The sequence below is a fragment of the Paraburkholderia sp. DHOC27 genome (genome assembly GCF_003429005.1).
Classification (GTDB): domain Bacteria; phylum Pseudomonadota; class Gammaproteobacteria; order Burkholderiales; family Burkholderiaceae; genus Paraburkholderia.
In genome coordinates, this window is the sequence record NZ_QVQV01000005.1 from 149,340 (window position 1) to 175,076 (window position 25,737).

The following is a 25,737-nucleotide window of genomic DNA, read 5'->3' on the forward strand; positions in this document are numbered from 1 at the left end:
ACTTACGAAGGCTGTTTTGCGAAGACTTGCGGCGGCCTTCTCGCCAGAACCGCAACACGTCCGCTTCAGTCCCGGTCGTTATGCTGCGTCCGCTGACGCAATTCATGCAGTTGCGATTCGACGACCGTGGCGTCGTCCGCATCCGGACGGTCGCCCAGATAACGCTCCAGATCTTCCAGCGCCGGCCGCAGGTAATCGAGCCGTGCGTAGGCGAAGCCGCGATCCCGCACTTCCTCGATACTCTCGGGCAACAAAATCACGAGACGTTGCTGCACAGCCAACAGCCGCTGCCAGCGTTCGGTCTGGAGATAGGTCGATTTCAGATTGCGCAGCATGCGCGCGATGATTTCGCGCCGCGTGGCCGGCTGCAGCAACATACGCAGCGCGCGGCCAACCGACTCGCCCGCCGTCGCCACGTAGGGCTCCAGCATCTCGACCATTTCGGACTCGGACAGCGAATGCCCGCTGGTCGGGTCGAGCATGACATCGCCTTCGGGCGTCGTCACGCGTAGCAGGAAATGACCGGGAAACGACACGCCACGGACCGGAATGCCGATCTGCTCGGCCATCTCCAGATACAGCACCGCGAGCGAAATCGGAATGCCGCGACGCCGCTTGAGCACCACGTTCAGATGGCTGTTGTCGGGATCGTAGTAGTCGTTGAGATTGCTGCCGAAGCCCAGTTCGCGAAAGAAAAAGCGATTGAGGATACCGACTTTCTGCTTGATATCGGCGTCGTCGGGCATACGGCGTTGCAGACGCAACACCAGTTCGTCGATCTCGGCGAGCGTGCCTTGCAGATCGAGATCGGGGTACGCATCCTGTGCAAGCGAAAGCGCCGCCTCGGTCAAGGGCAGACTGTCGTCTTCGGCGACCAGCGTGCTGAAATAGTCGAGAACCCGCGTCGTCGTGATCACTTCACTCGCCTTCTGAAATACGCGTATTTGAAGCCCATCAGCCAAAGCATACCGAAATATAGCGCAGCAAACAGGACGAGGCACGCAGCCAGCAACACCACCCGCTCCAACGGCCGGCTATGCAGGCCGATCCAGTCAAAGCTGATAGCAAACCAGTGCATCACACCCGCCAGCACGAGACAGGCGCCGATCATCTGTACGAAAAATACCAGCCAACCGCCCGATGGCATGTAAATGCCGCGTCGACGCAAGCCGATGAACAGCAGCAGTGCGTTCACGCAAGCCCCAAGCCCGACGCTCAAGGTCAAGCCGGCGTGCGCGAAGATCGGCACGAACACGTAGTTGCTCAACTGTGTGACAACCAGCACACCCACGCCGATCTTCACGGGCGTCTTGATGTCCTGCTTGGCATAAAAGCCCGGCGCCAGAATCTTGATCAGAATCAGGCCGATCAGGCCGACCCCGTACGCGGACAGGGCGCGGCCCACCATCACGACGGAATGTCCGTCGAACTTGCCGTAGTGGAACAGTGTGGCCGTCAACGGCTCAGCAAAGAAAAACAGCGCGATGGCGCTCGGCGCGGCCAGCAGAAACGTGACCCGCAAACCCCAGTCGAGCAATGAAGAGTATTCGTGCGGATCGGCGTCGACGTGTGCTTTGGAAAGGCTCGGCAGAAGAATCGTGCCGAGCGCGACGCCCAGCAGCGCGGTCGGAAACTCCATCAGGCGGTCGGCGTAATTGATCCACGACACGGCGCCCGGCCCGATCCGCGACGCAATATTGGTGTTGATGATCAGGCTGATCTGCGCCACCGAGACCGCGAACATGGCAGGCACCATTTTCGACAGCACCCGTTTGACGCCGCGATGCGCGAGCGCACGCACAGGGTTCCACGCGATGCGCGGGATCATATCGATTTTCTTGAGGCCCGGCAGCTGCACCAGAAACTGCAGCGCGCCACCTACGATCACCGCCCACGCCAGCGCGTAGACCGGCGTTTTCATATGCGGCGCGACGAACACGGCCGCGCCGATGAACGACACGTTCAGCAACACGGGCGCGAAGGCGGGCAGCGAAAAGTTCTTGTAAGTATTCAGCACGCCCGACGCCAGCGACGTCAGCGAAATGAACACTATGTACGGGAACATGATGCGCGTCATCGTGACGGCGAGCGGGTATGCCGCGCCGTCATGCGCGAGACCCGAGGCCACCACGTAGACCACGCCGGACGCCCCCAGCACGCCGAGCAGCGACAGCACCGCCAGCGCCCAGGCGAGCACCGTGGAGGTGGCGTCGACCAGCGCCTTGGTCGCGTCGTGCCCCTGCTGGTTCTTGAACTCGGCGAGGATCGGCACGAACGCCTGCGAGAACGCCCCCTCAGCGGAGATGCGGCGCAGCAGGTTGGGAATACGGAAGGCGACGTAGAACGCGTCAGTGTATTGACTGGCGCCGAACGCACGGGCGATCAGCGTTTCGCGGGCCAGTCCGGTCACGCGGGACAGCAGCGTGAAGCCGCTGACCGTCAGCAGGGCTCGGAATAGATTCATGGGGCGCTTATTATACGGGTGCCGCAAGTGCGGACGACGAGCCTGAACCCGTTTCCGACCGATTTGCCGTGCAGACGTTCGCGGAGTTTTGGCTTCCGGCGAGTCTTCGTGGCGCGTTACCGGCACGCTGAGGGTGCGGATTCGGTGCCATGACGGCTCGATTTGCACGCGCCTGGCAGTGAAGCCGAGTCACCCGCCGTGACTGGACGCACTCATTTCTGATTGCCACGTGCCTGATTTTGTTGCTATAATCGCCGGTTTCGACGCTCGCTCAATTTTCGGGAAGCGTTTTCGGGAAGCATTCAGGCCGCGCAACCTTGCCCGCCTAGGTGCGACGAAGGCGCAATCAAGCCGCAACCCGGCACCCGCTGAACGAGCCTGATTCGCCTCGCTGAATCAGTAATTTCGTTACTTTGCGCTCTTGGGCAATCGCTTCCAGGAGTTCGATCTAAAAGCAGCGCCCGGCCTCGTTTGAAGGTCAGGTACTGGAAACAGGAACAGGATAAGGAACCGTCATGGCTAACACCGCACAAGCACGCAAGCGCGCCCGTCAGGCCGCGAAGGCAAACTCGCACAACTCGGCGCTGCGCTCGAAGTTCCGCACGGCAATCAAGGCCGTTCGCAAGGCAATCGACGCCGGCGACAAGGCTAAGGCCGCTGAGATCTTCCTGGCGTCGTCGAAGACCATCGACATCATCGCCGACAAGAAAATCGTTCACAAGAACAAGGCAGCTCGCCATAAGAGCCGCCTGGCTGCAGCCATCAAGGGTCTGCAGGCGCCCGCAGCGCAGTAAATCCGGCCAGCCCACTTCGGTGGGCGACCTCCTGTTTCCGCTGCGTCATGAAAGCTCGCTTCGGCGGGCTTTTTTGTTTCCGCGCGTTGTTTTGCGTTGCTCCCGCTTCTTCGCCTTTTGGCATCGCACGCGGCTTCACTCCATTGCCACCTGGCTTCACTCAACAGTGAGCGCCATCAATGCGTGACGCCAATAAAAAAACCCGCTTAGGCGGGTTTTGTCGTTTTCATTGTCCACACTGTGAGTCAAGCGCGTAATGCGCTGAATCTCCGAGTGGAACCTCGGCTTAGAGGAATGCGCGTTTGCGGGCCTGCTGCACAGGATGCTCGTGCGGCAGTTCACACGCTTCGGTTACGACGAGGTCGTTGTCTTTCGCAAAGTTCATGACGAAGTCGAACGCCATCGGTTCGATATCGCGCAGGCGCGAATCGAGGATCACGCACTTCAGATCGTCCAGCATAGTGGGACGCACGTACAACGAATATTGCAGGTAAGCGTTGGGGCCCTTGGCACCTGGACCAAACATGGACATCACACCGGCGAGGCGCTCCGACCAGTCGCTAGGCCGAAACTTCTTCCCGCTCTTGGTAATACCCTGAATGAAATATTCGGTTGGAGGTGTTTCGGCCATGTAGGGATACCTGTGTGACTGCCCAGCGAATTGCCAGCGAATGCGGCTGCCTGAACACGTCGTACACGACCCCGCGGAGCACGCCACCGGGCGCCGCGGTTGGGCACTGGGCCACCACGCGACTACTGTCATGACGGCGCACCGCGAGGAAAGCTTTCCGGGCGCGCGAGCCGTGTCCCACAAGCACGAAGCCTGCTTGCCGGGCTTTTAGGAAACGCCAAGATTATATCTCAGGGCTCCTTTTCCCGCACTGCACATAAGACTTGTCCTAACTCACTGTCGCGCCCGCCAGGAACAATTGCCGAACCGTTTCGCTCACTCGTCAAAAGCGTCAAAATCCTTTATGCTCCAGACAGTTACCACAAACGACGGCGGCGCAGTCCGGCAACTTTGCCGGGTGAGACCGCCGTATTTGTTTCATGACCGCCAAGAAAATTCGCCATTACCTTCAGTTCAAGGATTTCTCGCTGGAAGACTACGAGTACGTGCTCGAGCGCGCTCGCATTCTGAAGAACAAGTTCAAGAACTACGAGACATATCACCCGCTGCACGATCGCACGCTCGCGATGATCTTCGAGAAAAACTCGACGCGCACGCGTCTGTCGTTCGAAGCAGGCATCTTCCAGCTGGGCGGTCACGCGGTGTTCATGAGCACGCGCGACACGCAACTCGGGCGCGGCGAGCCCATTGAAGACGCGGCGCAGGTCATCTCGCGCATGGTCGACATCATCATGATCCGCACGTTCGGCCAGGATATCCTGGAGCTGTTCGCTGAGAATTCGCGCGTGCCGGTCATCAACGGGCTGACCAACGAATATCACCCCTGCCAGGTGCTGGCCGACATCTTCACGTATTTCGAACATCGCGGTCCGATTCGCGGCAAGACGGTGGCATGGGTCGGCGACGCCAACAACATGCTCTACACGTGGATCGAGGCGGCGCAGATTCTCGGCTTCAAGCTGCGCCTGTCCACGCCGCCGGGCTACAAGCTCGATCACGCGTTGGTCGCGGCCGAAAGCGCCCCGTTCTACGAAGAATTCGACGATCCGCACGAAGCCTGTGACGGCGCCGATCTGGTCACCACCGATGTCTGGACCAGCATGGGCTTCGAGGCTGAAAACGAAGCCCGCAAGAAGGCGTTCGCCGACTGGTGCGTCGACGCCGACATGATGGCGCGCGCCAACGCCGACGCGCTGTTCATGCACTGTCTGCCGGCGCATCGCGGTGAGGAAGTGAGCGCGGAAGTCATCGACGGTCCGCAGAGCGTCGTGTGGGACGAGGCGGAAAACCGTCTGCACGTTCAAAAGGCGCTGATGGAATTTCTGTTGCTCGGCAAGCTGAACCACTGAGTGACGTCTGCGCGCGGCGCAACAGGGCTTTCGGGTACGAGGCGTATCTGCCCGTGCGCTACGCCGCCCCGCTTTACCTCTTGCACCGTAACGCCGTAACGCGTTCGCCGGCAACACTCTGCCCTTGACGAACGCCGGCACACCGGCCGGGCCGCCCCGCCCAAAAACGGGGGGCGCCGCGGTTTAGTGTCAAAATAACGTTTTTGCCGCGCGCCAATGTGGTCGGCGCGCCTTGTTTTCCCGCTTTCTCCAGCTACGAGTTCATCATGAGCGATATCAAGAAAGTCGTGCTCGCCTATTCGGGCGGCCTCGACACCTCCGTCATCCTGAAGTGGTTGCAGGACAACTACGACGCCGAAGTCGTCACGTTCACGGCCGATATCGGTCAGGGCGAAGAGCTGGAACCGGCGCGCAAGAAAGCCCTGCAACTGGGTATCAAGCAGGACAACATCTTCATCGAAGACCTGCGCGAAGAATTCGTGCGCGACTTCGTGTTCCCGATGTTCCGCGCCAACACGATTTACGAAGGCGAATACCTGCTGGGTACGTCGATCGCGCGTCCGCTGATCGCCAAGCGTCAGATCGAAATCGCACGTGCCACCGACGCGCAAGCGGTTTCGCACGGCGCAACCGGCAAGGGCAACGACCAGGTTCGCTTCGAACTCGGCTACTACGCGCTGGAACCGGGCATCAAGGTGATCGCACCGTGGCGCGAATGGGATCTGCTCTCGCGTGAAAAGCTGCTGGCTTACGCGGAAAAGGCCGGTATTCCGATCGAAATGAAGCACAAGCAAGGCGGCGCGCCGTATTCGATGGACGCCAATCTGCTGCACATCTCGTTCGAAGGCCGTCACCTGGAAGACCCGAAGGCGGAAGCCGAAGCCGATATGTGGCGCTGGACCGTTTCGCCCGAACAGGCGCCGGATCAGGCCGAATACGTCGACATCGAATACGAGCACGGCGATCCGGTTGCGATCAACGGCAAGCGTCTCTCGCCGGCTGAAATGCTCACGGAACTGAATCGCCTGGGCGGCAAGCACGGCATTGGCCGTCTGGACCTGGTCGAGAACCGCTATGTCGGCATGAAATCGCGCGGCTGCTATGAAACGCCGGGCGGCACCATCATGCTCAAGGCGCACCGCGGCATCGAATCCATCACGCTGGACCGCGAAGTGGCCCATCTGAAGGACGACCTGATGGCTCGCTACGCCGCGCTGATTTACAACGGCTACTGGTGGAGCCCGGAGCGTCGTGCGATTCAGGTGCTGATCGATCACACGCAAGAGAAGGTCAACGGCTGGGTGCGCGTGAAGCTGTACAAGGGCAGCGTGTCGGTGGTGGCGCGTGATTCGAAGGAAACCTTGTTCGACAAGACCATCGCAACCTTCGACGATGACGGCGGCGCCTACAACCAGGCCGACGCTGGCGGGTTCATCAAGCTGAACGCGCTGCGTATGCGGATTGCCGAAAACGCGCGTCGTCAGCGCGGGTAACGGCGGGCGGGCGCTGTTTTAGCGGCCCGAACGTAAGCGCAAAAAAAGCGCCAGGAGTGATCCTGGCGCTTTTTTATTTGCATTGAGCTTTCTTTCTGCGGGAAGCCGCGCCCAGGTCACATGCGCATCACAGGCACACCGGCTCGGCCTCCAGCTCCACGCCAAATCTCTCACGCACGTCCTGCTGGATCGCCTGTGCCAGCGCGAGCACCTCAGCGCCGCTCGCGCCGCCGCGATTCACCAGCACCAGCGCCTGCCGCTCGTGCACGGCCGCCGCGCCCATTGCACGCCCTTTCCAGCCGCACCGGTCGATCAACCAGCCGGCTGCAAGCTTGACCTGGCCATCTGGCTGCCGATACGCCACCACTTCCGGCGCCTGACGCTGCAACGCTTCGAATTGCGCCGCGTCGATCACCGGATTCTTGAAGAAACTTCCCGCATTGCCGAGTTCCTGCGGATCGGGCAGTTTGGCGCGCCGCACCGCGACCACCGCATCGAAGATGGCCTGCGCGTTCGGCGAAGCGTCGCCGAGCCCTTCGGCGGCAAGTTCGCGGGCAATGTCCGCGTAGCTGGCGCGCGGCACCCACGCTTTAGGCAGACGGAACGTCACCGAGGTAATCACGAAGCGATCGCGCCCCTCACGCTTGAAGAAACTGTCGCGGTAGCCGAACCGGCAGGCGTTCGCGTCGAGTTCGTGCGTCTCGCCGGTCGCCACTTCAACGGCGCGCAAGGAGGCGAAGCGCTCGCACATCTCGAGGCCATAGGCGCCGATATTCTGGATCGGCGCCGCGCCAACCGTCCCCGGAATCAGCGCCAGGTTTTCGAGCCCCGGCATTTCCTGTGCGAGCGTCCACGCGACGAACTCGTGCCAGTTTTCGCCGGCGGCGGCCTCGACGTACCATGCGTCGTCGTCCTCATGGGTGATGCGCCGGCCATGTAGCGCCACCAGCAACACCAGACCGTCGAAATCGCGCGTCAACACCACATTGCTGCCGCCGCCCAGCACCAGTCGCGGCAGTTCCGCCACGCGCGGATCGCGCAGCGCCGCGCGCAACTGATCCTCACTCTCGACCCGGCACGCCACGTGCGCGTGGACATCGAAGCCGAAGGTGTTGTGCGTCCGCAGCGGATAGCGGTCAAGAAGGGTAAGAGTGTTGGAGGAAGACTGGGACATCGGAATGTGGAGGCCGTCTGGAGCGGGCCGGGCGGCTTTGCGCGACGGCCTTGGGCAAAAGAGAAAGGCGTCGGTAAAATGACGTCCGGTCCGTGATTATAGCGAGTGCAGCGTCTGCAGCCGTCCGGCCGCGCCGCGCATCGCCGCACTATTGGGAGAAAGCAATGCCATCGTTTGACGTCGTCTGCGAAGCGAACATGATCGAAGTCAAGAACGCGATCGAGCAGTCCAACAAGGAAATTTCCACCCGCTTCGACTTCAAGGGGTCGGACGCGCGTGTCGAACACAAGGAACACGAACTCACCCTGTTTGCCGACGACGACTTCAAGCTCGGCCAGGTCAAGGACGTGATGGTTTCGAAAATGGCCAAGCGTAACGTGGACGTGCGCTTCCTGGACTACGGCAAGATCGAGAAGATTGGCGGCGACAAGGTCAAGCAGGTCGTCACCGTGAAGAAAGGCGTTTCGGGCGATCTGGCAAAGAAAATCGTCCGCCTCGTCAAGGACAGCAAGATCAAGGTTCAGGCGAGCATCCAGGGCGACGCGGTGCGCGTGTCGGGCACCAAGCGCGACGATCTGCAAAGTGTGATTGCCCTGCTGCGTAAAGACGTGACGGACACGCCGCTCGACTTCAACAACTTCCGCGACTAAGTCCCAGGCCGTTGAGCCGGGCGCGCGGCGCGCGAGCCGCCAGACCGCTTCCGTGCCACAGACCGCCGCCTTCAACCCTGGGCGGCGGCCATGCCGCTCACTCAGCGCCGTTTGACCCCTGCCTGCGCCTCGGCTTTCTTCTTGTCGCCGATCCGGCTTTCCTGCCCCGCCATCAGCTTCGCAATGTTGCCGCGGTGGCGCCAGACCAGCAGCGAACTCATGGCGACGATAGCCAGCGCAATGATGTTCGCACCAAACAGAAAGCCGTCGAAAAGCGGTGCGAACACGGCTGCCGCCAGCGCGGCGAGTGACGAATAGCGGAAGAAGAACGCGATGATCAGCCACGTCAGCATGGTCGCGAGGCCAAGCACGGGGTTGATGGCGAGCAGCACGCCCGCAGCCGTGGCAACGCCCTTGCCGCCCTTGAAGCGGAAAAACACCGGGTAGAGATGCCCGAGAAATACCGCGATGGCGGCGAGCGCGGTCGCATCGTCGTCGAGCCCGTAGCGCGCACCGAAGTGACTGACGAGCCAGACGGCCAGCCAGCCCTTGAAGGCGTCGCCGAGCAAGGTCAGGATCGCGGCGGTTTTGTTGCCGCTGCGCAGCACATTGGTGGCGCCGGGATTTTTCGAGCCGTACGAGCGCGGGTCGGCCAGCCCCATCACGGAACTGACGATCACGGCGAACGACACCGAACCGATCAGATAGGCGACGACGGCAACGATCAGGTTTTCCATCTGGGACTCTTATAGGTATCGGAAAGCGCACCGGTTGCAAACGGTACGGGACAGCACGAACGAAATGGCGAGCATTCTACCGAACCGCGCCCACACAGCCAGGCCCTTTGTAGCAATCCGTTCGTACCAACCCTCTACAGGCGGCCGCGCAGCACGTGGCTTCGAACGCTTGCCAGCGTAATCCACGCGCGCAGCGCGGAAACGATTTAGTCCACGCTCGCACACTGCACGGGCTTCGCCTGCAACAACGTACCGAGCACCGCAGGCGCGATGCTGACCAGAAAGCCGCGCCGCCCCCCATTCAGCCAGATCTTGTCGAGTTCGAGAATGCTCGACTCCACGTACACCGGCATGGCTTTGCGCGTGCCGAACGGCGACGTGCCGCCAATCAGATAGCCCGAATGCCGGTTCGCCACTTCGGGCTTGCACGGCTCGACCCGCTTCGCCCCGATCTGCCGCGCCAGATTCTTGGTGGAGACGGTGCGGTCGCCGTGCATCAGCACGATGAGCGGCTTGGCATGCTCGTCTTCCATGACCAGTGTCTTCACCACTTGATGTTCGTCGACGCCCAACTGGCGCGCCGACTCCGCCGTGCCACCATGCTCCACGTAGTCGTAAGGATGCTCGCCGAATGCCACGCCATGACGGCGCAAAAACTGCGTGGCGGGCGTTTCGGAGACGTGTCTGGATTTGCTCATCGGCGCATTGTAAGGGCGAGATTGTGTGTCCGCTATTGGCCGAATGGGTTAGCCAAACGGCCAGGCCATTCGGCCAATTGTGCACCGTCCGCCCAACTGGCACGATCGTACCCATTGATCGAACGTGAAGCGCGCCCTGCCCCGGCACTCAACCACGTGGATGATGCGTCGCGTGCAGCGACTTCAGGCGCTCGCGTGCAACGTGCGTATAGATCTGCGTGGTCGAAATATCCGTGTGGCCGAGCAGCAATTGCACCACGCGCAGATCGGCCCCGTGATTCAGCAGGTGCGTGGCGAACGCGTGCCGCAGCGTGTGCGGTGACAGCGGTGCGTGCACGTCGGCTGCGGCTGCGTGTCGTTTAATGATGTTCCAGAACTGCTGACGCGTCATGCCCTCGGCCCGCGTCGTCACGAACAGCGCGTCGGTTGCACGCGCGCCCAGCAACGCCGGACGCGCCTCGCGCAGGTATCGCTCGATCCAGCCGTGCGCTTCCTCGCCGAACGGAATCAGCCGCTCCTTGGAGCCCTTGCCGATCACGCGCACCACGCCTTCGTTAAGACCGACTTCCACGGTCTTCAGCGTGACGAGTTCGGTGACGCGCAGGCCGCTCGCGTACATCAGTTCGAGCATGGTGCGATCGCGCAGGCCCAACGGCGTGTCGATATCCGGTGCACCGAGCAGCGCTTCGACCTGGGCTTCGCTCAAGGTGGCGGGAAAGCGCGCCGGCTGTTTGGCCGAACGGATGCGCAATGTCGGGTCCACGGCAGCACGGTGTTCACGCACGGCCCATGCGTAGTAACGCCGGAACACGGAAAGGCGGCGGTTCGCCGAGGTCGCCTTGTCCTTCAACCTCACCACGCTGTAGGCGGTGAGATCAGCTTCGCTGGCTGTATCGAGCGACGCGTTGCGGCTCTGCGCCAGCCACTCGCAGAAGAGACGCAGATCGCGCCGATACGCGTCGAGCGTGTTGCGCGACAAGCCATGTTCGAGCCACAGGGCGTCGCAGAACGCGTCGATGGACGCGCTGCTGCTGAGAAAAAGCGGTGACTGGGCGGCGTCTTCTGCGTTGAGGAGTTCGCTCATGCGTAGGGCACACCTTCGTGCGCGAGCAGCCAGCGCTTTACCTTGCGGAAAAAGCCGTCGTCCGCGTGATGAGCAAAACCGCCAATGCCACTCGAGGACACCACACGATGACAGGGAATCACGATCGGGAAATAGTTCGAGCCGCACGCCTGGCCGACTGCGCGCGGTGCACTGCCAATGCGTTTGGCCAACTGTCCGTAAGTGAGCACGACGCCGGGCGGAATCTCGCTGATCGCCGCCCATACCCGCTGCTGAAAAGCGGTGCCAACGGCGGCGAGCGGCAGATCGAAACGCGCGGAAGCACGCTCCAGATAGCGCTCGATCTGCTGCACCGCGTCTTTTGCCAATGGCGTGTCGGGCGCGATGTTACGCGCCGAATCTGGCAAATAGACGATCTCGCGCACCGCGTCGGCTTCGAGACGAATGCCGACTTTGCCGAACGGCGCGTCGATCACTGCGTTGAACATGATGGCTTCACCCGCTTTGCCTGGTTGTTGCTCCATGAGCGTGCCCCGCGCGCAGCAATGGCCGCGCCGGAAATCCCGCTACTGTACGCCGCCTCGTCAGGCCGCTTCAAGCGCCCACTCCACATGCTCGCGCACCAGCGGCGACGGGTCGTCGGCACGCGCGCGCAGTGCCTCCACGATGGCGTCACGCGCGCCACTCTGGATGCTGGCCCGATCGGCACGCAGCGCGTTGCCCATGCCCACCGCCAGATTGCGCAGCCAGCACTCGTAGCCGATGCGGCGAATCGCGCTGCCCTGCATGCGGGTATCGAACTCATCCGCGCTCCACGCGAAGAGATCCGTGAGGCTTGCGCGATCGAGCCCGTGACGCACGTCGAAATCGGCGACCGGCGCCGCCTGCGCAAATTTGTTCCAGGGACACACGAGCTGGCAATCGTCGCAGCCATACACGCGATTGCCGATCAGCGGCCGCAACTCCGGCGGAATACTGCCTTTCAGTTCGATGGTGAGGTAGGAGATGCAAAGCCGCGCATCCACCTTGTAAGGCGCCACGATCGCGCCAGTCGGGCATGCGCCGAGGCAGCGCGTGCAGTTGCCGCAATGCGCGCCGGCGCTCTGTGGGGCGTCTTGCGGTGCGGTCTGCGCGTCCGTCGGCAAGGGCAGGTCCACGTAGATCTCGCCGAGAAAGAACAGCGAGCCGGCGTCGCGCTCCAGCAGCAACGTGTGCTTGCCGCGCCAGCCAAGTCCCGCTTTTTGCGCGAGTTCGACTTCGAGGACGGGCGCGGAATCCGTGAACACGCGGTATCCATACGCGCCGACTTCCGCTTCGATCCGCTCGGCCAATTGTTGCAGACGGTTACGCATGACCTTGTGATAATCGCGGCCCCGCGCGTAGATCGAGACCACCGCCGTGGACGGATCGGTCAGCCGCGCCAGTTCCTTTTTGCGCCACGCACCGCTGGTAGCGGGCGCATTGGCCGGATTTGCCGGTACTTGAGCGTCATGTGGCAGCGCGCTCGCCGCGCCCTCTTCCGCCAGTACGGCAGCCGGCAAATAGGCCATCCGCGCGGAGATCACGCGTCGCGTATGGGCCACAAGCTCCGCCGGCCTCGCGCGTTTCATCCCATGTTTAGCCATATAATCCATCTCGCCGTGGCAGCCCGCTTCGAGCCACGCAGCAAGGGGCGCTTCGGCAGCGGAGAGATCGGTATCGCTGATACCCACCTCCCCGAAACCCAGTTCGCGGCCCCACGTCTTGATACGCAGGGCAAGTGCGGCCAGCGCCGCTTCATCGAGCGGACGCATGGCACGCGCATCGTCATCGGACGCAGGCGTGCAGGAAACGGGGAACTCCGGACTTCGGTTCATCACGCCATTTTACGAGAATGTCTGACCACTCCGATCTCTCGATCCAACCGCCCGCCGCTGTCCTGCTCGAACGTCATTTCACGCTCGCGGACGAAGCCGCCACCAGCGCCTTCGGCGTGCGCTTCGCAAAGGCCATCGAGAGCCTGCGCCACGTGCAGCAACCGGTCAGCGGCCACGCATTTCATGGCCTGCAGGTGCAGCTCACCGGCGACCTCGGCGCCGGCAAAACCACCCTCGTGCGCGCCACCTTGCGCGGCCTCGGTCACACCGGACGCGTGCGCAGTCCCACCTATACGCTCGTCGAACCTTATACGGTGGCCGTGCCCGATGGGGAACTTGCGCTCTATCACTTCGATCTCTACCGTTTCACCGATCCGGCTGAATGGGCCGACGCCGGCTTTCGCGAGTACTTCGACAGCGGCGCTGTGTGCCTCGTCGAGTGGCCGCAGCGCGCGGGCGGCCTGCTAGGCGTGCCGGATCTCGTTTTCTCGCTCGATGTCGACGGCGACGGCCGGGTGCTCATCGCCCGGGCGTACAGCGACTCAGGAAAAGCATGTCTAGAAAGATGTTAATCAAGCCATTTCGCTCGATCGAATCCGCCGCGACCGCTACCCATAACTGGCGGCGCCGGCAAATCCTGCGCGCCGGGGCATCCACACTTGTGCTCGGACTCGTCGCGCCGCGCCTTGCCTGGGCGAGTTCGGTGCTCGGCGTGCGCGTCTGGCCGGCGCGCGACTACACGCGTGTGACGATCGAATCGGATCAGCCGCTGCAGAACACCCAGCAATTGCTGCAAGGACCGGATCGCCTCGTGGTCGACCTGAACGGTCTCGATCTCGATCAGGAGCTGAAGGACCTGGTCTCGAAGATCACGCCGAATGACCCGCAGATCGAGGCCGTGCGCGTCGGGCAATATCAACCGCACGTGGTGCGCATGGTGTTCGACCTGAAGGGTTCGGTGAAGCCGCAGGTTTTCACCTTGCCGCCGGTCGGCACGTACAAGTACCGGCTGGTGTTCGATCTGTATCCGGCGGTCGCGCCCGATCCGTTGATGGATCTGCTGGCGCAATCCGAGCGCAAGGAACAGAAGCTGAACGAAGACGCGGCGCCGCCGGCTACGCTGAGCGGGCCGGGCACCACCCCGCCCGCCGCCGACAACAGCGAAGCCTTTTTCGATCGCTACGCGCAGAACAGCGCTACGCCGGAGACACCGCACGCGCCGGTGCACGTCGTGCCCGTTCCGCATGCGCCAACTTCGACGCCCTCACCTTCGCCTTCGCTCGGTAAGCCGGCCACGCCGCCCACTGCCATCGCACGCAATAACGCGGCAAACGACGACGACTCCTACACCTTCACCAACCCGAAGACCGGCAAGAGCAACACGGTGCGTCTGTTGACCGTGGCGATCGACCCGGGTCACGGCGGCGAGGACCCCGGTGCGATCGGTAGCGCCGGGACGTACGAAAAACACGTCGCGCTCGACATCGCGAAGAAACTGCGCGCAAAGATCGACGCACAGCCCAACATGCGCTCCATGATGACGCGCGACGACGACTTCTTCGTGCCGCTCAACGTGCGCGTGCAGAAGGCGCGTCGGGTGGGCGCCGACCTGTTCGTGTCGATTCATGCGGATGCGTTCACCACGCCGGCGGCGCGCGGCTCGTCGGTGTTCGCCTTGTCCGAGCACGGCGCCTCGAGTGCGGCGGCGCGCTGGATGGCGGACAAGGAAAACTCGTCGGATCAGATTGGCGGCATCAACATCAAGTCGGACGATGCCGCGGTGAATCGCGCACTGTTCGATATGTCCACCACCGCGCAGATCCGCGATTCGATGCGCTACGGCAATTTCGTGCTCAACGAGATTGGCGACATCAACAAGCTGCACAAGGGCTCGGTCGAGCAGGCGGGGTTTGCGGTGCTGAAGGCGCCGGACATTCCGTCCATCCTCGTGGAGACCGCGTTCATCAGCAATCCGGACGAAGAGAAGCGCCTGAACGACGACGCCTATCGCGACCAGATGGCCAACGCCATTCTGAAGGGCATCAAGCGTTATTTCGCGGCCAATCCGCCGCTGGCGAAAAACCGCATGACGTGATGGAAACGGCAGCGGCGCACGTGCAGTTGAGACGCGCCCGCTGCCGCGTTGCACTCACCTCACAGCGTCGAACGACGCGCCACTCCGCTCCACACCGCGCATGACACCGGCTGTGTAAACCAGCATCACCGCGCCGGCGCCAGCCGCTGCATGACCCACGTGCCGAACACGTTGACCGCGAGTCCTGCCATCACCAGCAGCGCGCCGACGATTTGCGGCACCGTCAATTGCTCGCCGAGAAATCCCCACGCGGACGCGAGACCCACGATCGGCACCAGCAGCGAAAACGGCGCCACCTGGCTGGCCGGATAGCGCGACAGCAAACGGCTCCACAGGCTATAGCCCAGCAACGTGGCAACGAATGCCAGGTAGACCACGGCGAAAATCGACGTGATATCAATGCCCGACAACGCCGCCTCGATCCGCTGCGGGCCCTCGAACCAATACGAGAGAATGAAAAACGGCAGCGGCGGCACGAGGCTGCCCCACACTACGAGGCCGACCAGGTCGATCTGGCCCACCTTCTTCGTGACAATATTGCCGAGCGCCCACGACGCCGCGGCGCACAAGGTCAGCACAAAACCCGCCAGCGTCATGGCGTGACCGCCCTGCATGCCGATCACCGCGAGCCCGCAGGCGGCGATGAAGAGTCCCGCCAGACTGGGCGCGCGAAAGCGTTCGTGCAGAAACATGCCGGCGAAGATCAGCGTGAAGAACGCCTGCGCCTGCAACACCAGCGAGGCGAGACCCGCCGGCATGCCGACATACATGGCGGAAAAGAGAAACGCGAACTGGCCGAACGAAATGGTCGCGCCATACGCGATCAGCCAGCGCCACGGCAACTGCGGGCGTTTGACGAAAAACACGGCGGGCACCGCCGCGAGCACGAAACGCAGCGCGCCGAGCAGCATGGGAGGCACGCCGTGCAGCCCCACCTTGATGACGACAAAGTTGATGCCCCACGCGATCACTACCACCAGCGCGAGCAGCAGATCCTTCGGCGCCATGACTGTCCCCTCGTGATGAACCGTGACCGGTCGAAAAGGCGCAGTTTAACGGAACGTCACATGCGCGCCACCCGGCCCTACCTGCACCATCCCCCTCGCACCAGTAGAATGACCCTCATTCGCCACCCACTGAGCCTGCCCATGTCCTCCTCGATCAAAGCAGTCCTCACGCCCCATCTGCGCGACGTCGGCAGCCTGACCGTGCGCCGCGTGCTGCCGGCCATGGCTGCGCGGCTCATCGGGCCATTCATTTTCTTCGACCACATGGGCCCGGCCACGCTCGCACCCGGCGTGGGACTCGACGTGCGTCCGCATCCTCATATCGGCCTCGCTACCGTCACGTACCTGTTCGAAGGTGCGATCATGCATCGCGACAGCCTGGGCTCGGAGCAGAAGATCGTCCCCGGCGACGTGAACTGGATGACGGCCGGCCGTGGCATCGTCCATTCCGAACGCACACCCGTTGAAGACCGCGCGAGCGGTCTGACCATGCACGGCATCCAGACGTGGGTCGCGCTGCCGCTCGACGACGAGGACATCGAGCCTTCGTTCGAACATCACGCGGCCGAGAGCCTGCCCGAGATCGAACGCAATGGCGTGACCTTGCGGGTGATCGCCGGCACCGCCTTCGGTGAGACCGCGCCCGTCACGACCTTTTCCGGCACGCTCTATGTGGCCGCGCATTTCACGCCAGGCAGCGCGTTCGCGCTCGAACCCGAGCACGAGGAACGCGGCGTGTATCTGGTGGAAGGCGATCTGGAAATCGACGGCGAACCGCTTGCGCCCGGCCAGATGGCCGTGCTCGCGCTGGACGAAACCGTCACGCTCGCGAGCAGCAGCGGCGCTACCGTCATGTTGCTGGGGGGCGAGAAGCTGGACGGTGAACGCTTCATCGAATGGAATTTCGTGGCCAGCTCGCGCGAAAAAATCGAGCAGGCCAAGCTCGCGTGGACGAACCAGGAAATGGGCCACGTGCCAGGCGAAACCGAATGGATTCCGCTGCCCGAGCGCAAGCCTCAATAAGCGCAAGCCGCACCAGGCGGAAGCTTGGATAGGCGCAAGCGAAGCGCCAAACGCGCTGAAGGCTGAACACGCGGCAACATTGAACCCACCGCATTCGTCCCCATCTACCGGACGAACCGTTATACGACGAGGATGCAATGGAAACCACTCTGGCCACTTTCGAAAAAGATGTCATTGCCGCATCGACGCTGGCCCCTGTGCTGGTCGATTTCTGGGCGCCCTGGTGCGGCCCGTGCAAGACCCTCGGCCCCATGCTGGAAAAGCTCGAAGCCGAGTACGCCGGCAAGTGGCAGCTCGTGAAGGTCAACGTGGACGAGAATCAGGAACTCGCCGCGCACTTCCAGGTGCGCAGCATTCCGCACGTCATGGCGTTCGCGGATGGCCGTCCGGTCGACCAGTTCGTCGGCGTGTTGCCTGAAGGACAGATCCGCGCGTTCCTCGACCGCCTCGTGCCGCAAGGCGCGGATGCGGCCCGCGCCGAGGCGCAGGTGGCGCTTGCCGAAGGCCGGCGTGAGGACGCGTACGACGCGTTGAAGGCCGCGCTCGCCTACGACCCGGGCTTCGACGAAGCCCGCATGGATCTGATCGAACTGCTACTGGAAGATAACCGGATCGACGAAGCGCGCAACGAGGTGGATTTGCTGTCGCCCAAAACCACCCAGGGTATCGACGCGCGCTTTAACGCCATCAAGACGCGCCTCGACGCGCTCGACGCCGCCGCCGATCTGCCGCCCACCGACGCACTTGAAGCACGCGTTGCCGCCGAACCCGGCGACCTCGAAGCCCGCTTCGATCTGGCCAGCGCGCTGATTGCGCGTCGCAACTACGCGGGCGCGCTGGAGCATCTGCTCGCCATCGTGCAGCGCGACCGGACCTTCCGCGATGACATCGGCCGTAAGACCATGTTGTCGGTGTTCGATCTGGCCGCGCATCAGCCGGAGCTGGTCTCGCAGTGGCGCCGCAAACTGAGCGCCTCGCTGTTCTAGGCCGCCGCGCTCGCCGCCCGCTGCGCCAGCGCGCGCAGCACGTGGGCGGCGGCGGCGAAGCCAAAGCTCGCCGTCACGCACACGCTCGACCCAAACCCCGCGCAGTTCAAACCCACCGGGCCGGTATGACCCGGTGAAGTCGTGACGTGCACGGCTTCCTCGTCGAGGTCCGTCGCCGCGGCTTCGGGGTAAATCAGCGGCTCGTCCGAATACACCGCGCTCACCTTGAACTTCGCCTTCGGGCCACGCGGAAAGCCGTGCTGCTTGCGCAACTGCCCGCGTACCTTCGAAAGCAACGGGTCCTGAATGGTGTGCGCCAGATCGTCGATGCGGATACGCGTCGGATCGAGCTGGCCGCCCGCGCCGCCCACCGTGATCAACGGCTGGCGCTGGGCGACGCACCAGGCAATCAGCGCGGTCTTGGTCCGCACGCTGTCGATGGCGTCGATCACATAATCGAAGCCGCCGCCCAGCACCGTGACGAAGTTGTCCGGCTCGATGAAGTCTTCGATCAACGTCACCTTGCACTGCGGATTGATCTGAGCAATGCGTTCGGCCATTGCATCGACCTTGGGCTTGCCGTAGTTGCCGTCGAGCGCGTGAATCTGCCGGTTGGTGTTGCTCTCCGCGACATTGTCCAGATCGACGAGCGTGAGCGCGCCCACCGCGCTGCGCGCGAGCGCCTCGGCGACCCACGAACCGACTCCGCCAATGCCGATCACCGCAACATGAGCGCCTTCGAATGCCGCGAGCGCGGGTGCGCCGTACAGGCGTGCAATGCCGCCGAACCGCCGCGCGTGATCCGCGGCTTCTAAGCCGCCGGGGCTGGTAGTAAGATCGGGAGGCGCGGTGTGGCTTGGGGTCGACATGGTCAAAGGCTCGGCGTGAACAGGCAAGGGCAATCAGCGGACAGACTCAGGCAAATCAGGCAGGCGAGCACGAAACTGGCGCGGTGTTAAACGCCGGATAGAAACGCATCCGGCCGTCCGCCTCGGCACTGCTCATGGCACTGCTCATAAGTCGCGCAGATACAACCCGCTATTTTGCCTGATCGCGCGACAACGCATATCGCGCTACCTTAGTAGATACTGAGGGATCGCGAGAGAACGCTGGACGCACGGACACCACCACGCAATGTGCGGACAGGCCCAGCCAGCGGCGCGCACGCTGTCATGCCACACGCAGAAAATTCGTTAGTTAGCTATACTGGCCGAACTGTAGTGTTTGCATAAGAACATGACTTCACTTGCCGACCTTCGAAAAAATTATTCGCTCGGTTCTCTGGACGCAACCGACGTCGACCGTAACCCATTCCGTCAGTTCGACGCATGGTTTGCGCAGGCGGTCGAAGCCCAGTTGCCCGAGCCGAATACGATGACGTTGGCCACCGTCGATTCGCGTGGGCGCCCTTCCGCACGCATCGTGCTGATCAAGGGCGTCGACGAACGCGGCTTCATGTTCTTCACCAATTACGAAAGCCGCAAGGGCCGCGAACTCGCAGAGAACCCTTTTGCGAGCCTGCTGTTTTACTGGATCGAACTCGAACGCCAGGTGCGCATCGAGGGCACGGTCGTGAAAGCCAGCGCAGAAGAAAGTGACCGGTATTTTCATTCGCGGCCGCTCGGTTCGCGAATCGGGGCATGGGCGTCGGAACAGAGTCAGGTAATTGAAAGCCGTGCAGTGCTCGAAGCGCGCGAACAGCAAATCAGCGCGCAATACGGCGAGCATCCGCCACGGCCGCCGCACTGGGGCGGCTACCGTCTGATTCCGGACGCCATAGAATTCTGGCAAGGCAGGCCGTCGCGTTTGCACGACCGTCTGCTTTATACCCGTTCGGCTGATAGCAGCGACTGGCAGATCGCCCGGCTATCGCCTTGAACCTATACACAACGCCGCGCCCCGTGTTGCCGTAGAAGCAGCGCCGGACCCGGCTGGGTTACGCGTCCATCGCGGCATGGGAGTCATGCCAGGGCACGCAGCAACCCGTACAGCTTTGCTTTGTATTTCATCGGACACGGAGAATCGCATGTTCTGGGAAAAGAAGCTGGCGCAGTGGGTGGAAGAAGTAAGGGCCAACGCCAACCTGCCCGCACGGCTCGTGCTGTGGGATGGCCAGCAACATGACTTCGGGCAGTTTGCCGCGCCCCAGGTCACGTTGCACGTGAAGAGCGCAACCGCGCTGCCGTATCTGCTCGAACCGAGCCTCGACAATCTGGGCGAGGCGTACGTGAAGGGCAAGATCGACATCGAGGGCAAGCTGTCCGACATCATCAATGTCGGCTACTCGCTGGCTCGCAGCACGGTGACGAGCGCGAGCAAGCTGGCGCGCGTGCGACGCTACTTCAATCACTCCAAGTCTTCCGACAAAAAGGCCATTCAGTACCACTACGACGTCTCGAACGAGTTCTACCAGTTGTGGCTCGACGAGAACATGGTCTACTCGTGCGCCTACTTCGAGAACGGCGACGAAGATCTCGCCACGGCGCAGATCAAGAAGATCGACCACATCCTCACCAAGATCCAGTTGCAGCCCGGCCAGCGTCTGCTCGACATCGGCTGTGGCTGGGGCGCGCTCGTCATGCGCGCGGCGTCGAAATTCGGCGCGAAGTGCCTGGGCATCACCTTGTCGCAGAACCAGTTCGATCTGGCAACCGCACGTGTCAAGGCGGCCGGTCTGGAAGACAGGATCGAGATCCGTCTGCAGGACTATCGCGATCTCGAAGGCCAGTTCGATCGCATCACCAGTGTGGGGATGTTCGAACACGTCGGCCGCAAGAATCTGCCGGGGTACTTCCAGAAGATCCACGACCTGCTGGTGGACGACGGTGTTGCGATGAACCACGGCATCACGTCGTCGGATGCCGACAGCGGCGAGACGTCGCTCGGCGGCGGCGAGTTCATCGATCGCTATGTGTTCCCGGACGGCGAGCTGCCGCACATTAGCCTGGCGCTGGAATCCATGCAGCGCGGCGGGCTCGAAGCAGTTGACGTCGAAAGTCTGCGCCGTCACTATGCGCACACGCTCGATATCTGGGCGGAGAACTTCGAAACGCACGCGGAAAAAGCCCGCACGCTGGTGGACGACGAGAAATTCCGCATCTGGCGTGTGTATCTGGCCGGTTGCGCGTATGCGTTCGAGAACGACGACGTTTCGATCTACCAGGTGGTGTGCCGCAAGGCGGGTCGCAGCGCGAAGACCTTGCCGTGGTCGCGCCGCTATATGTACGACAAACCGCTGTGACGCGGTTGCGCCGGAGCGAAGCCGCGCAACGGCTCCGGCGTAACTTTTGACAGTCAGACGGAAACAGATGGATCGAGGCGGGGCAGGTAAATTTCCGGCAATGACGGATGAGTCGGTCAGCGGCGACGCTGCCGGTCGGGTCGACGATACGTGTGAAGCGGCTGCCGTGGACGGGCAATTCGATCTGTTCGGGATGCCGGTTGTTGCCGCGCCGGCTCATGACAAGCCGGCGAGCAACAGCAGGAGCGTCGATGCGGCACCACCCAGCCGGTCGCCACGTCAGGCACGCGTCAAACCCAACGCCTCTCTTTGGCAGGACGAAGATGAGGACGAGGGTGACGCCGTTGACGCCAGCACGCCGTTCGACTCACCGGCCGACGCTTCGCCCTCTTCCTCCAGCAACACGCTCCTGAAGGCCACGCCTGCCCGCACCGTCGCGACTGCGCCCGGCCGACGCCGCGCGCGTGACGTCCAGCCCAGCGAGCCGTCTGCCGAAGTACTGGCGCTCGCCCAGGCTCTGCCGCCGCAAGTGCACCTTGGTACCTCGTCATGGTCCTTCCCCGGCTGGAACGGCATCGTCTACGGCGACGACTACAGCAACAGCAAACTCTCGCGCGACGGCCTCACCGCCTATGGCGCGCATCCGCTGCTGCGCACGGTCAGCATCGACCGCTCGTTTTATGCTCCGCTCACCGTCACCGATTATCTGCGCTACGCCGGGCAGGTGCCGGACACGTTCCGCTTCATCGTCAAGGCGCCGGCCCTTGTCACGGATGCCACCGTGCGCGCCGAACGCGGCGAGCCAGTCTCGCTCAATCCGTGTTTCCTGAATGCGCAACTCGCGACCGATGAATTCGTCCGGCCGTGTCTCGACGGGCTCGGTGCCAAAGCCGGCGCGCTGGTGTTCCAGTTTTCGCCATTGCCCGATCAGATGCTGGCGGACCCGACTGCTTTCATCGAACGGCTCGCGGCCTTTTTCGCAGCGCTGCCGTCATTGTCATCGCTGCCGCAGGGTACGTGCTACGCGGTCGAAATCCGCGATGCCTCTCTGCTGACGCCGCGTTTCATCCGCATGCTGAAAACGGCCGGGGTGCGATATTGCGTCGGCATTCATGCACGCATGCCGGACCCGCTGAGGCAGGCGGCGGCGCTTGCGCTGCTCGACGGCGAGCCTGCCGGGCCATTGATCGTGCGCTGGAGTCTGCATGGCGGCTTCAAGTACGAGCAGGCGAAGGCCAAATACGAGCCGTTCGACCGCCTCGTCGACGAAGATCCCACCACCCGCATCGCACTGGCCGAACTGGCTGCGCGATACGCGATTGCCGGACAGCCGGTGGTGATTGCGGTCAACAACAAGGCTGAGGGGTCTGCGCCGCTCACCTGCGTGAAACTCGGTCACGCCATCGGCGAGGCGTATGCACGTCTGAAGGAAGAACAAGACGCCGAACAAAAAGAAAGCGGAAGCAGCACGACGGCCGCTTCCGCTTGACGCTGATTTACCGCATGGCGCGCATTTCACAAATGCTGCCTTGAACGGCTGACAGCGACGCCGCTGCCGCTCAAATCAGACCGTTCAACCCGCCTTGATCCGATGTGCGAACTTCTGGCGGAATTTCGCCACCTTCGGCGCAACCACGAACGAGCAGTAGCCCTGATCCGGATGCTGCGCAAAGTAGTTCTGGTGATACGCCTCGGCCGGCCAGTAGTTGCCGTCGAGCGGCAGCACTTGCGTGACGATCTGGCCGTCGTAAATGCCTTGCTCCGCGATCTCGCGAATGGCCTGCAAAGCCGTTTCCCGTTGCGCTTCCGAATGCGTGAAGATCACGGACCGGTACTGCGTGCCGACATCGTTGCCCTGCCGGTTGAGCTGGGTCGGATCGTGGATTGCGAAGAAGATATCGAGAATCTCGCGGTAGCTGATGCGGGCAGGATCGAATTCGACCTTCACCACTTCCGCGTGACCGGTATCGCCGTCGCACACCTGCTCGTAGGACGGCCGCTCGGCGTGGCCGCCGGCATAACCCGACTCCACGGCGGTTACGCCTTCAACGCCCAGGTACACCGCTTCCAGACACCAGAAACATCCGCCACCGAGGGTGGCGACTTCGCTCGTTTGACTCATGCTGCCTGCTCCTAGTTGAGTGCCGCCCGCTTTCGCGCTGGGCCACGCCGCGCTGCCGCTCGACGCTACCTCCCTCGCGGCCTATGCCGGCTACGCGCATAAAACGCGCCACGGCTGCCATGTTGCGCGGGCCACCGTGCCGGCCATCACGCGAGGCGAGTTAGCCAGGCCCACGGCCACGCCTGTGGCCCAAGCTCGCGGCCAAGGTTCGCGGCCTGAAAATCCGCGATTCCGTTAAAATTGGGACAACTCGCCAATTTTCTACATGACTTTCCAATCATTTTTTTCGCGTCGCGCTCGACGCGCGCCAACCCAGCCAGTCATATGTCGGCGCGTCCAATGAAGCGAGCCAGTCCGCCCAACTTCGACCAAAGCGCCTTTAAGCAGGCGCTGGCTCAATTCGCTACCGGCGTCACGGTGATCACCACGCGCGCCGACTCGGGCCAACTCATCGGCATCACCGCCAGTTCGTTCAACTCCGTCTCGCTGGCACCGCCCCTGGTGCTGTGGAGTCTCGCGACGCGCTCCGCCTCAATGGCGGTCTTCCAGGCCAACAGCCACTACGTGGTCAACGTGCTGGCCGGCTCGCAACTTGACCTGTGCCGGCGCTTCGCCACGGTGAAGGGAGACCGCTTCGAGGGCGTCTCGCATGTTGCCGGCGACTCCGGCATGCCGGTGCTCGACGGTGCGCTGGCATGGTTCGAATGCCACAACCGCAGCCGCTACGAAGAAGGCGACCACGTCATTTTCGTGGGCGAAGTAGAGCGTTGCGGCGTGCGCGAGGATGCCGCGCAGACTGCGCCGCTGGTGTTCCAGAACGGCAGCTTCCACGGTCTGAAGCCGCTGTAGCTGATCTAACAGGCGGCTGCTGCCCGGATCACGCCGGGTCCGGCATGACCGGCGTGCATCGAGCGCCGTTGCAAGCCGGGGAGGCGGCGGGCTTCAGCCCAAACCAGCCAACTGGAACCTCACCCGCCGCTGTCCACGCCCCCACCCGCAGCCGACACCGTCACGGCGCCCGCCCCCGGCACCAGCGTGACCGGCACGCCCGAATCTTCCTTGAGCGTCTGCAGCACGATGTTGGAGCGGATGTCCATGACGCCCGGCGCCTTGTAGAGCCGCTGCAGGACGAAGTCGGAGTAGTGCTTGAGGTTGTGCGCGAGCACCCGCAAAAGATAATGGGTTTCGCCCGTCACGACGAACGCGCCGACCACCTCCGGCCAGTCGCGCAGCGCCTCCGCGAAGCGCTCGTGCCAGTTCTGCTGGTCGTTGCGCATGGACACCTGCACGAACGCTTCCAGCTCGAAACCCAGCACTTCCCGGTTCAGACAGGCCCGGTAACGTTCGATAACGCCCTGTTCCTCCAGCAGCCGCAGCCGCCTCAGACAGGCAGAGGGCGAGAGCGAGATCCGCTCCGCCAGGTCGAGATTGCTGATCCTTCCTTCTTGCTGAAGCACCGTCAAAATACGGCAATCGGTGGCGTCGAGCGAGATCGCGTTCACATTCGGTCTCCCTTTCCCATTTGAATCAAATTATGTTCCAAGATGGACCAAAAAACGAGATTTTTTCGCAAGCACATTTCATCGCGGCCAGCCTATCATTCCAGCCACGAGGCGCCATTGCACGGAAAACACCGTGAAATGGGCAGGAACGCGCCGCAAATGCACGCGAAATCTACCGCGAGATGCGGACGGAGACATGACAACACTTTGGGACATCACCCCCGCCATCGACACTTCGACGCCGGTCTGGCCGGGCGATACGCCGGTCGGCATCGAACGGGTCTGGCGCATGGAAGCCGGCTCGCCGGTCAACGTCGCGCGCCTGACGCTGTCGCCCCACACGGGCGCGCATACGGACGCCCCGCTTCACTACGACGCTGACGGCGTCGCGATCGGCGCGGTGGCGCTGGATGCGTACCTCGGCCCTTGCCGGGTGATCCACTGCGTCGGCGCAACCCCGCTGGTCACGCCGGACCACGTGGCCGGCGCGCTGCACGATCTGCCGGCGCGCGTATTGCTGCGCACTTATCAGCGTGCGCCGACCACCGCCTGGGACAGCGGCTTTTGCGCCGTCGCGCCGCAGACCATCGACCTGCTGGCATCGCGCGGCGTCAGGCTGATCGGCATCGACACGCCGTCGCTCGATCCGCAGGACTCGAAAACGATGGACGCCCATCACCGCATCCGCGAACACCGCATGGCGATTCTCGAAGGCATCGTGCTGGACGACGTCCCCGCCGGCGACTACGAGCTGATCGCGTTACCGCTCAAATTCGCCACGCTCGATGCGAGTCCTGTGCGCGCCGTGCTGCGCGCCCTGCCCCATCAACCGAACACCTGATCACCTGTTTT

The 25,737-nt window shown here is 62.9% G+C and carries 26 protein-coding genes; 13 read left to right on the top strand and 13 right to left on the bottom strand.

The window, feature by feature from the left end; genetic code table 11:
• Nucleotides 1-65 precede the first annotated feature (65 nt).
• Both D0B32_RS18520 and murJ read right to left on the bottom strand, forming a co-directional pair.
• Nucleotides 66-917: a SirB1 family protein gene (locus D0B32_RS18520; RefSeq protein ID WP_117335660.1), complete on the bottom strand. Its 852-nt coding sequence runs from the start codon at nucleotides 915-917 to the stop codon at nucleotides 66-68.
• Nucleotides 914-2,464, bottom strand: a complete 1,551-nt coding sequence (gene murJ, locus D0B32_RS18525) for a murein biosynthesis integral membrane protein MurJ (RefSeq protein ID WP_117335662.1) — start codon at nucleotides 2,462-2,464, stop codon at nucleotides 914-916. Before murJ ends, D0B32_RS18520 begins: the two co-directional genes overlap by 4 nt.
• 515 nt (nucleotides 2,465-2,979) lie before the next feature.
• Here murJ and rpsT point away from each other — a divergent pair.
• Nucleotides 2,980-3,258, top strand: a complete 279-nt coding sequence (gene rpsT, locus D0B32_RS18530) for a 30S ribosomal protein S20 (RefSeq protein ID WP_117335664.1) — start codon at nucleotides 2,980-2,982, stop codon at nucleotides 3,256-3,258.
• 286 nt (nucleotides 3,259-3,544) lie between these two features.
• Here rpsT and D0B32_RS18535 read toward each other — a convergent pair whose 3' ends face one another.
• A complete protein-coding gene (locus D0B32_RS18535) occupies nucleotides 3,545-3,889 on the bottom strand; it encodes a DUF3579 domain-containing protein (RefSeq protein WP_117335666.1) in 345 nt (114 codons plus the stop codon).
• A gap of 419 nt (nucleotides 3,890-4,308) precedes the next feature.
• On the opposite strand from D0B32_RS18535, the gene argF reads away from it, so the two are divergent.
• Together argF and D0B32_RS18545 are read left to right on the top strand one after the other, a co-directional pair.
• Nucleotides 4,309-5,238 carry an ornithine carbamoyltransferase gene (gene argF / locus D0B32_RS18540; RefSeq protein WP_117335668.1) on the top strand — a complete coding sequence of 310 codons (930 nt, stop codon included), beginning with the start codon at nucleotides 4,309-4,311 and terminating at the stop codon, nucleotides 5,236-5,238.
• A 266-nt stretch (nucleotides 5,239-5,504) separates the two neighbouring features.
• Nucleotides 5,505-6,731 (top strand): argininosuccinate synthase, encoded by a 1,227-nt coding sequence (locus tag D0B32_RS18545; RefSeq protein WP_117335670.1) that lies wholly within the window; start codon nucleotides 5,505-5,507, stop codon nucleotides 6,729-6,731.
• Nucleotides 6,732-6,858: 127 nt separating this feature from the next.
• Here D0B32_RS18545 and murB read toward each other — a convergent pair whose 3' ends face one another.
• Nucleotides 6,859-7,905 carry a UDP-N-acetylmuramate dehydrogenase gene (gene murB, locus D0B32_RS18550; protein ID WP_117335672.1) on the bottom strand — a complete coding sequence of 349 codons (1,047 nt, stop codon included), beginning with the start codon at nucleotides 7,903-7,905 and terminating at the stop codon, nucleotides 6,859-6,861.
• A 164-nt stretch (nucleotides 7,906-8,069) separates the two neighbouring features.
• Here murB and D0B32_RS18555 point away from each other — a divergent pair, with 164 nt between their 5' ends.
• A complete protein-coding gene (locus D0B32_RS18555) occupies nucleotides 8,070-8,555 on the top strand; it encodes a YajQ family cyclic di-GMP-binding protein (protein ID WP_117335674.1) in 486 nt (161 codons plus the stop codon).
• 101 nt (nucleotides 8,556-8,656) lie between these two features.
• Here D0B32_RS18555 and plsY read toward each other — a convergent pair whose 3' ends face one another.
• From plsY to queG, 5 genes are all read right to left on the bottom strand, one after another.
• Nucleotides 8,657-9,292 carry a glycerol-3-phosphate 1-O-acyltransferase PlsY gene (gene plsY / locus D0B32_RS18560; RefSeq protein ID WP_117335676.1) on the bottom strand — a complete coding sequence of 212 codons (636 nt, stop codon included), beginning with the start codon at nucleotides 9,290-9,292 and terminating at the stop codon, nucleotides 8,657-8,659.
• 206 nt (nucleotides 9,293-9,498) lie between these two features.
• Nucleotides 9,499-9,990, bottom strand: a complete 492-nt coding sequence (gene ybaK, locus D0B32_RS18565) for a Cys-tRNA(Pro) deacylase (RefSeq protein WP_117335678.1) — start codon at nucleotides 9,988-9,990, stop codon at nucleotides 9,499-9,501.
• A 148-nt stretch (nucleotides 9,991-10,138) separates the two neighbouring features.
• Nucleotides 10,139-11,074 (bottom strand): site-specific tyrosine recombinase XerD, encoded by a 936-nt coding sequence (gene xerD, locus D0B32_RS18570; RefSeq protein WP_117335680.1) that lies wholly within the window; start codon nucleotides 11,072-11,074, stop codon nucleotides 10,139-10,141.
• Nucleotides 11,071-11,541, bottom strand: coding sequence for a methylated-DNA--[protein]-cysteine S-methyltransferase (locus D0B32_RS18575; protein WP_117335751.1), 471 nt, complete (start codon nucleotides 11,539-11,541; stop codon nucleotides 11,071-11,073). Before D0B32_RS18575 ends, xerD begins: the two co-directional genes overlap by 4 nt.
• Before the next feature lie 96 nt (nucleotides 11,542-11,637).
• Nucleotides 11,638-12,909, bottom strand: a complete 1,272-nt coding sequence (gene queG, locus D0B32_RS18580; protein WP_117335682.1) for a tRNA epoxyqueuosine(34) reductase QueG — start codon at nucleotides 12,907-12,909, stop codon at nucleotides 11,638-11,640.
• Nucleotides 12,910-12,926: 17 nt separating this feature from the next.
• Here queG and tsaE point away from each other — a divergent pair, with 17 nt between their 5' ends.
• Entirely contained in the window at nucleotides 12,927-13,481 is a 555-nt protein-coding gene (gene tsaE / locus D0B32_RS18585; protein WP_117335684.1) for a tRNA (adenosine(37)-N6)-threonylcarbamoyltransferase complex ATPase subunit type 1 TsaE, read from the top strand.
• A complete protein-coding gene (locus D0B32_RS18590) occupies nucleotides 13,463-15,004 on the top strand; it encodes an N-acetylmuramoyl-L-alanine amidase (RefSeq protein WP_117335686.1) in 1,542 nt (513 codons plus the stop codon). Before tsaE ends, D0B32_RS18590 begins: the two co-directional genes overlap by 19 nt.
• A 125-nt stretch (nucleotides 15,005-15,129) precedes the next feature.
• Here D0B32_RS18590 and D0B32_RS18595 read toward each other — a convergent pair whose 3' ends face one another.
• Nucleotides 15,130-16,011, bottom strand: coding sequence for an EamA family transporter (locus D0B32_RS18595; RefSeq protein WP_117335689.1), 882 nt, complete (start codon nucleotides 16,009-16,011; stop codon nucleotides 15,130-15,132).
• A 141-nt stretch (nucleotides 16,012-16,152) separates the two neighbouring features.
• Here D0B32_RS18595 and D0B32_RS18600 point away from each other — a divergent pair, with 141 nt between their 5' ends.
• Together D0B32_RS18600 and trxA are read left to right on the top strand one after the other, a co-directional pair.
• A complete protein-coding gene (locus D0B32_RS18600; protein WP_117335691.1) occupies nucleotides 16,153-17,034 on the top strand; it encodes a pirin family protein in 882 nt (293 codons plus the stop codon).
• A 137-nt stretch (nucleotides 17,035-17,171) separates the two neighbouring features.
• Nucleotides 17,172-18,020 (top strand): thioredoxin, encoded by an 849-nt coding sequence (trxA, locus tag D0B32_RS18605; RefSeq protein ID WP_117335693.1) that lies wholly within the window; start codon nucleotides 17,172-17,174, stop codon nucleotides 18,018-18,020.
• On the opposite strand, the gene tcdA is transcribed toward trxA, so the two are convergent.
• Entirely contained in the window at nucleotides 18,017-18,889 is an 873-nt protein-coding gene (gene tcdA, locus D0B32_RS18610) for a tRNA cyclic N6-threonylcarbamoyladenosine(37) synthase TcdA (protein ID WP_117335695.1), read from the bottom strand. The two genes, trxA and tcdA, sit on opposite strands and share 4 nt — an antisense overlap.
• A gap of 367 nt (nucleotides 18,890-19,256) precedes the next feature.
• Between tcdA and pdxH the strand changes: the two genes are divergently transcribed.
• From pdxH to D0B32_RS18625, 3 genes are all read left to right on the top strand, one after another.
• The gene (gene pdxH / locus D0B32_RS18615; protein ID WP_117335697.1) at nucleotides 19,257-19,898 is read left to right on the top strand and encodes a pyridoxamine 5'-phosphate oxidase; all 642 of its coding nucleotides are present in this window, start codon (nucleotides 19,257-19,259) and stop codon (nucleotides 19,896-19,898) included.
• A gap of 148 nt (nucleotides 19,899-20,046) precedes the next feature.
• Nucleotides 20,047-21,261 (top strand): cyclopropane-fatty-acyl-phospholipid synthase family protein, encoded by a 1,215-nt coding sequence (locus tag D0B32_RS18620; protein ID WP_117335699.1) that lies wholly within the window; start codon nucleotides 20,047-20,049, stop codon nucleotides 21,259-21,261.
• A gap of 67 nt (nucleotides 21,262-21,328) precedes the next feature.
• Nucleotides 21,329-22,750, top strand: a complete 1,422-nt coding sequence (locus D0B32_RS18625; RefSeq protein ID WP_404935564.1) for a DUF72 domain-containing protein — start codon at nucleotides 21,329-21,331, stop codon at nucleotides 22,748-22,750.
• Nucleotides 22,751-22,834: 84 nt separating this feature from the next.
• On the opposite strand, the gene msrA is transcribed toward D0B32_RS18625, so the two are convergent.
• Nucleotides 22,835-23,383 carry a peptide-methionine (S)-S-oxide reductase MsrA gene (msrA, locus tag D0B32_RS18630; RefSeq protein ID WP_117335702.1) on the bottom strand — a complete coding sequence of 183 codons (549 nt, stop codon included), beginning with the start codon at nucleotides 23,381-23,383 and terminating at the stop codon, nucleotides 22,835-22,837.
• A 339-nt stretch (nucleotides 23,384-23,722) separates the two neighbouring features.
• Here msrA and D0B32_RS18635 point away from each other — a divergent pair, with 339 nt between their 5' ends.
• Nucleotides 23,723-24,232: a flavin reductase family protein gene (locus tag D0B32_RS18635; protein ID WP_117335704.1), complete on the top strand. Its 510-nt coding sequence runs from the start codon at nucleotides 23,723-23,725 to the stop codon at nucleotides 24,230-24,232.
• 119 nt (nucleotides 24,233-24,351) lie between these two features.
• Here D0B32_RS18635 and D0B32_RS18640 read toward each other — a convergent pair whose 3' ends face one another.
• Complete coding sequence (locus D0B32_RS18640; protein WP_117335706.1) at nucleotides 24,352-24,885, bottom strand: Lrp/AsnC family transcriptional regulator; 534 nt, start codon at nucleotides 24,883-24,885, stop codon at nucleotides 24,352-24,354.
• A gap of 196 nt (nucleotides 24,886-25,081) precedes the next feature.
• Between D0B32_RS18640 and kynB the strand changes: the two genes are divergently transcribed.
• Nucleotides 25,082-25,726 (top strand): arylformamidase, encoded by a 645-nt coding sequence (gene kynB / locus D0B32_RS18645; RefSeq protein WP_117335708.1) that lies wholly within the window; start codon nucleotides 25,082-25,084, stop codon nucleotides 25,724-25,726.
• The last annotated feature ends 11 nt before the right edge of the window (nucleotides 25,727-25,737 follow it).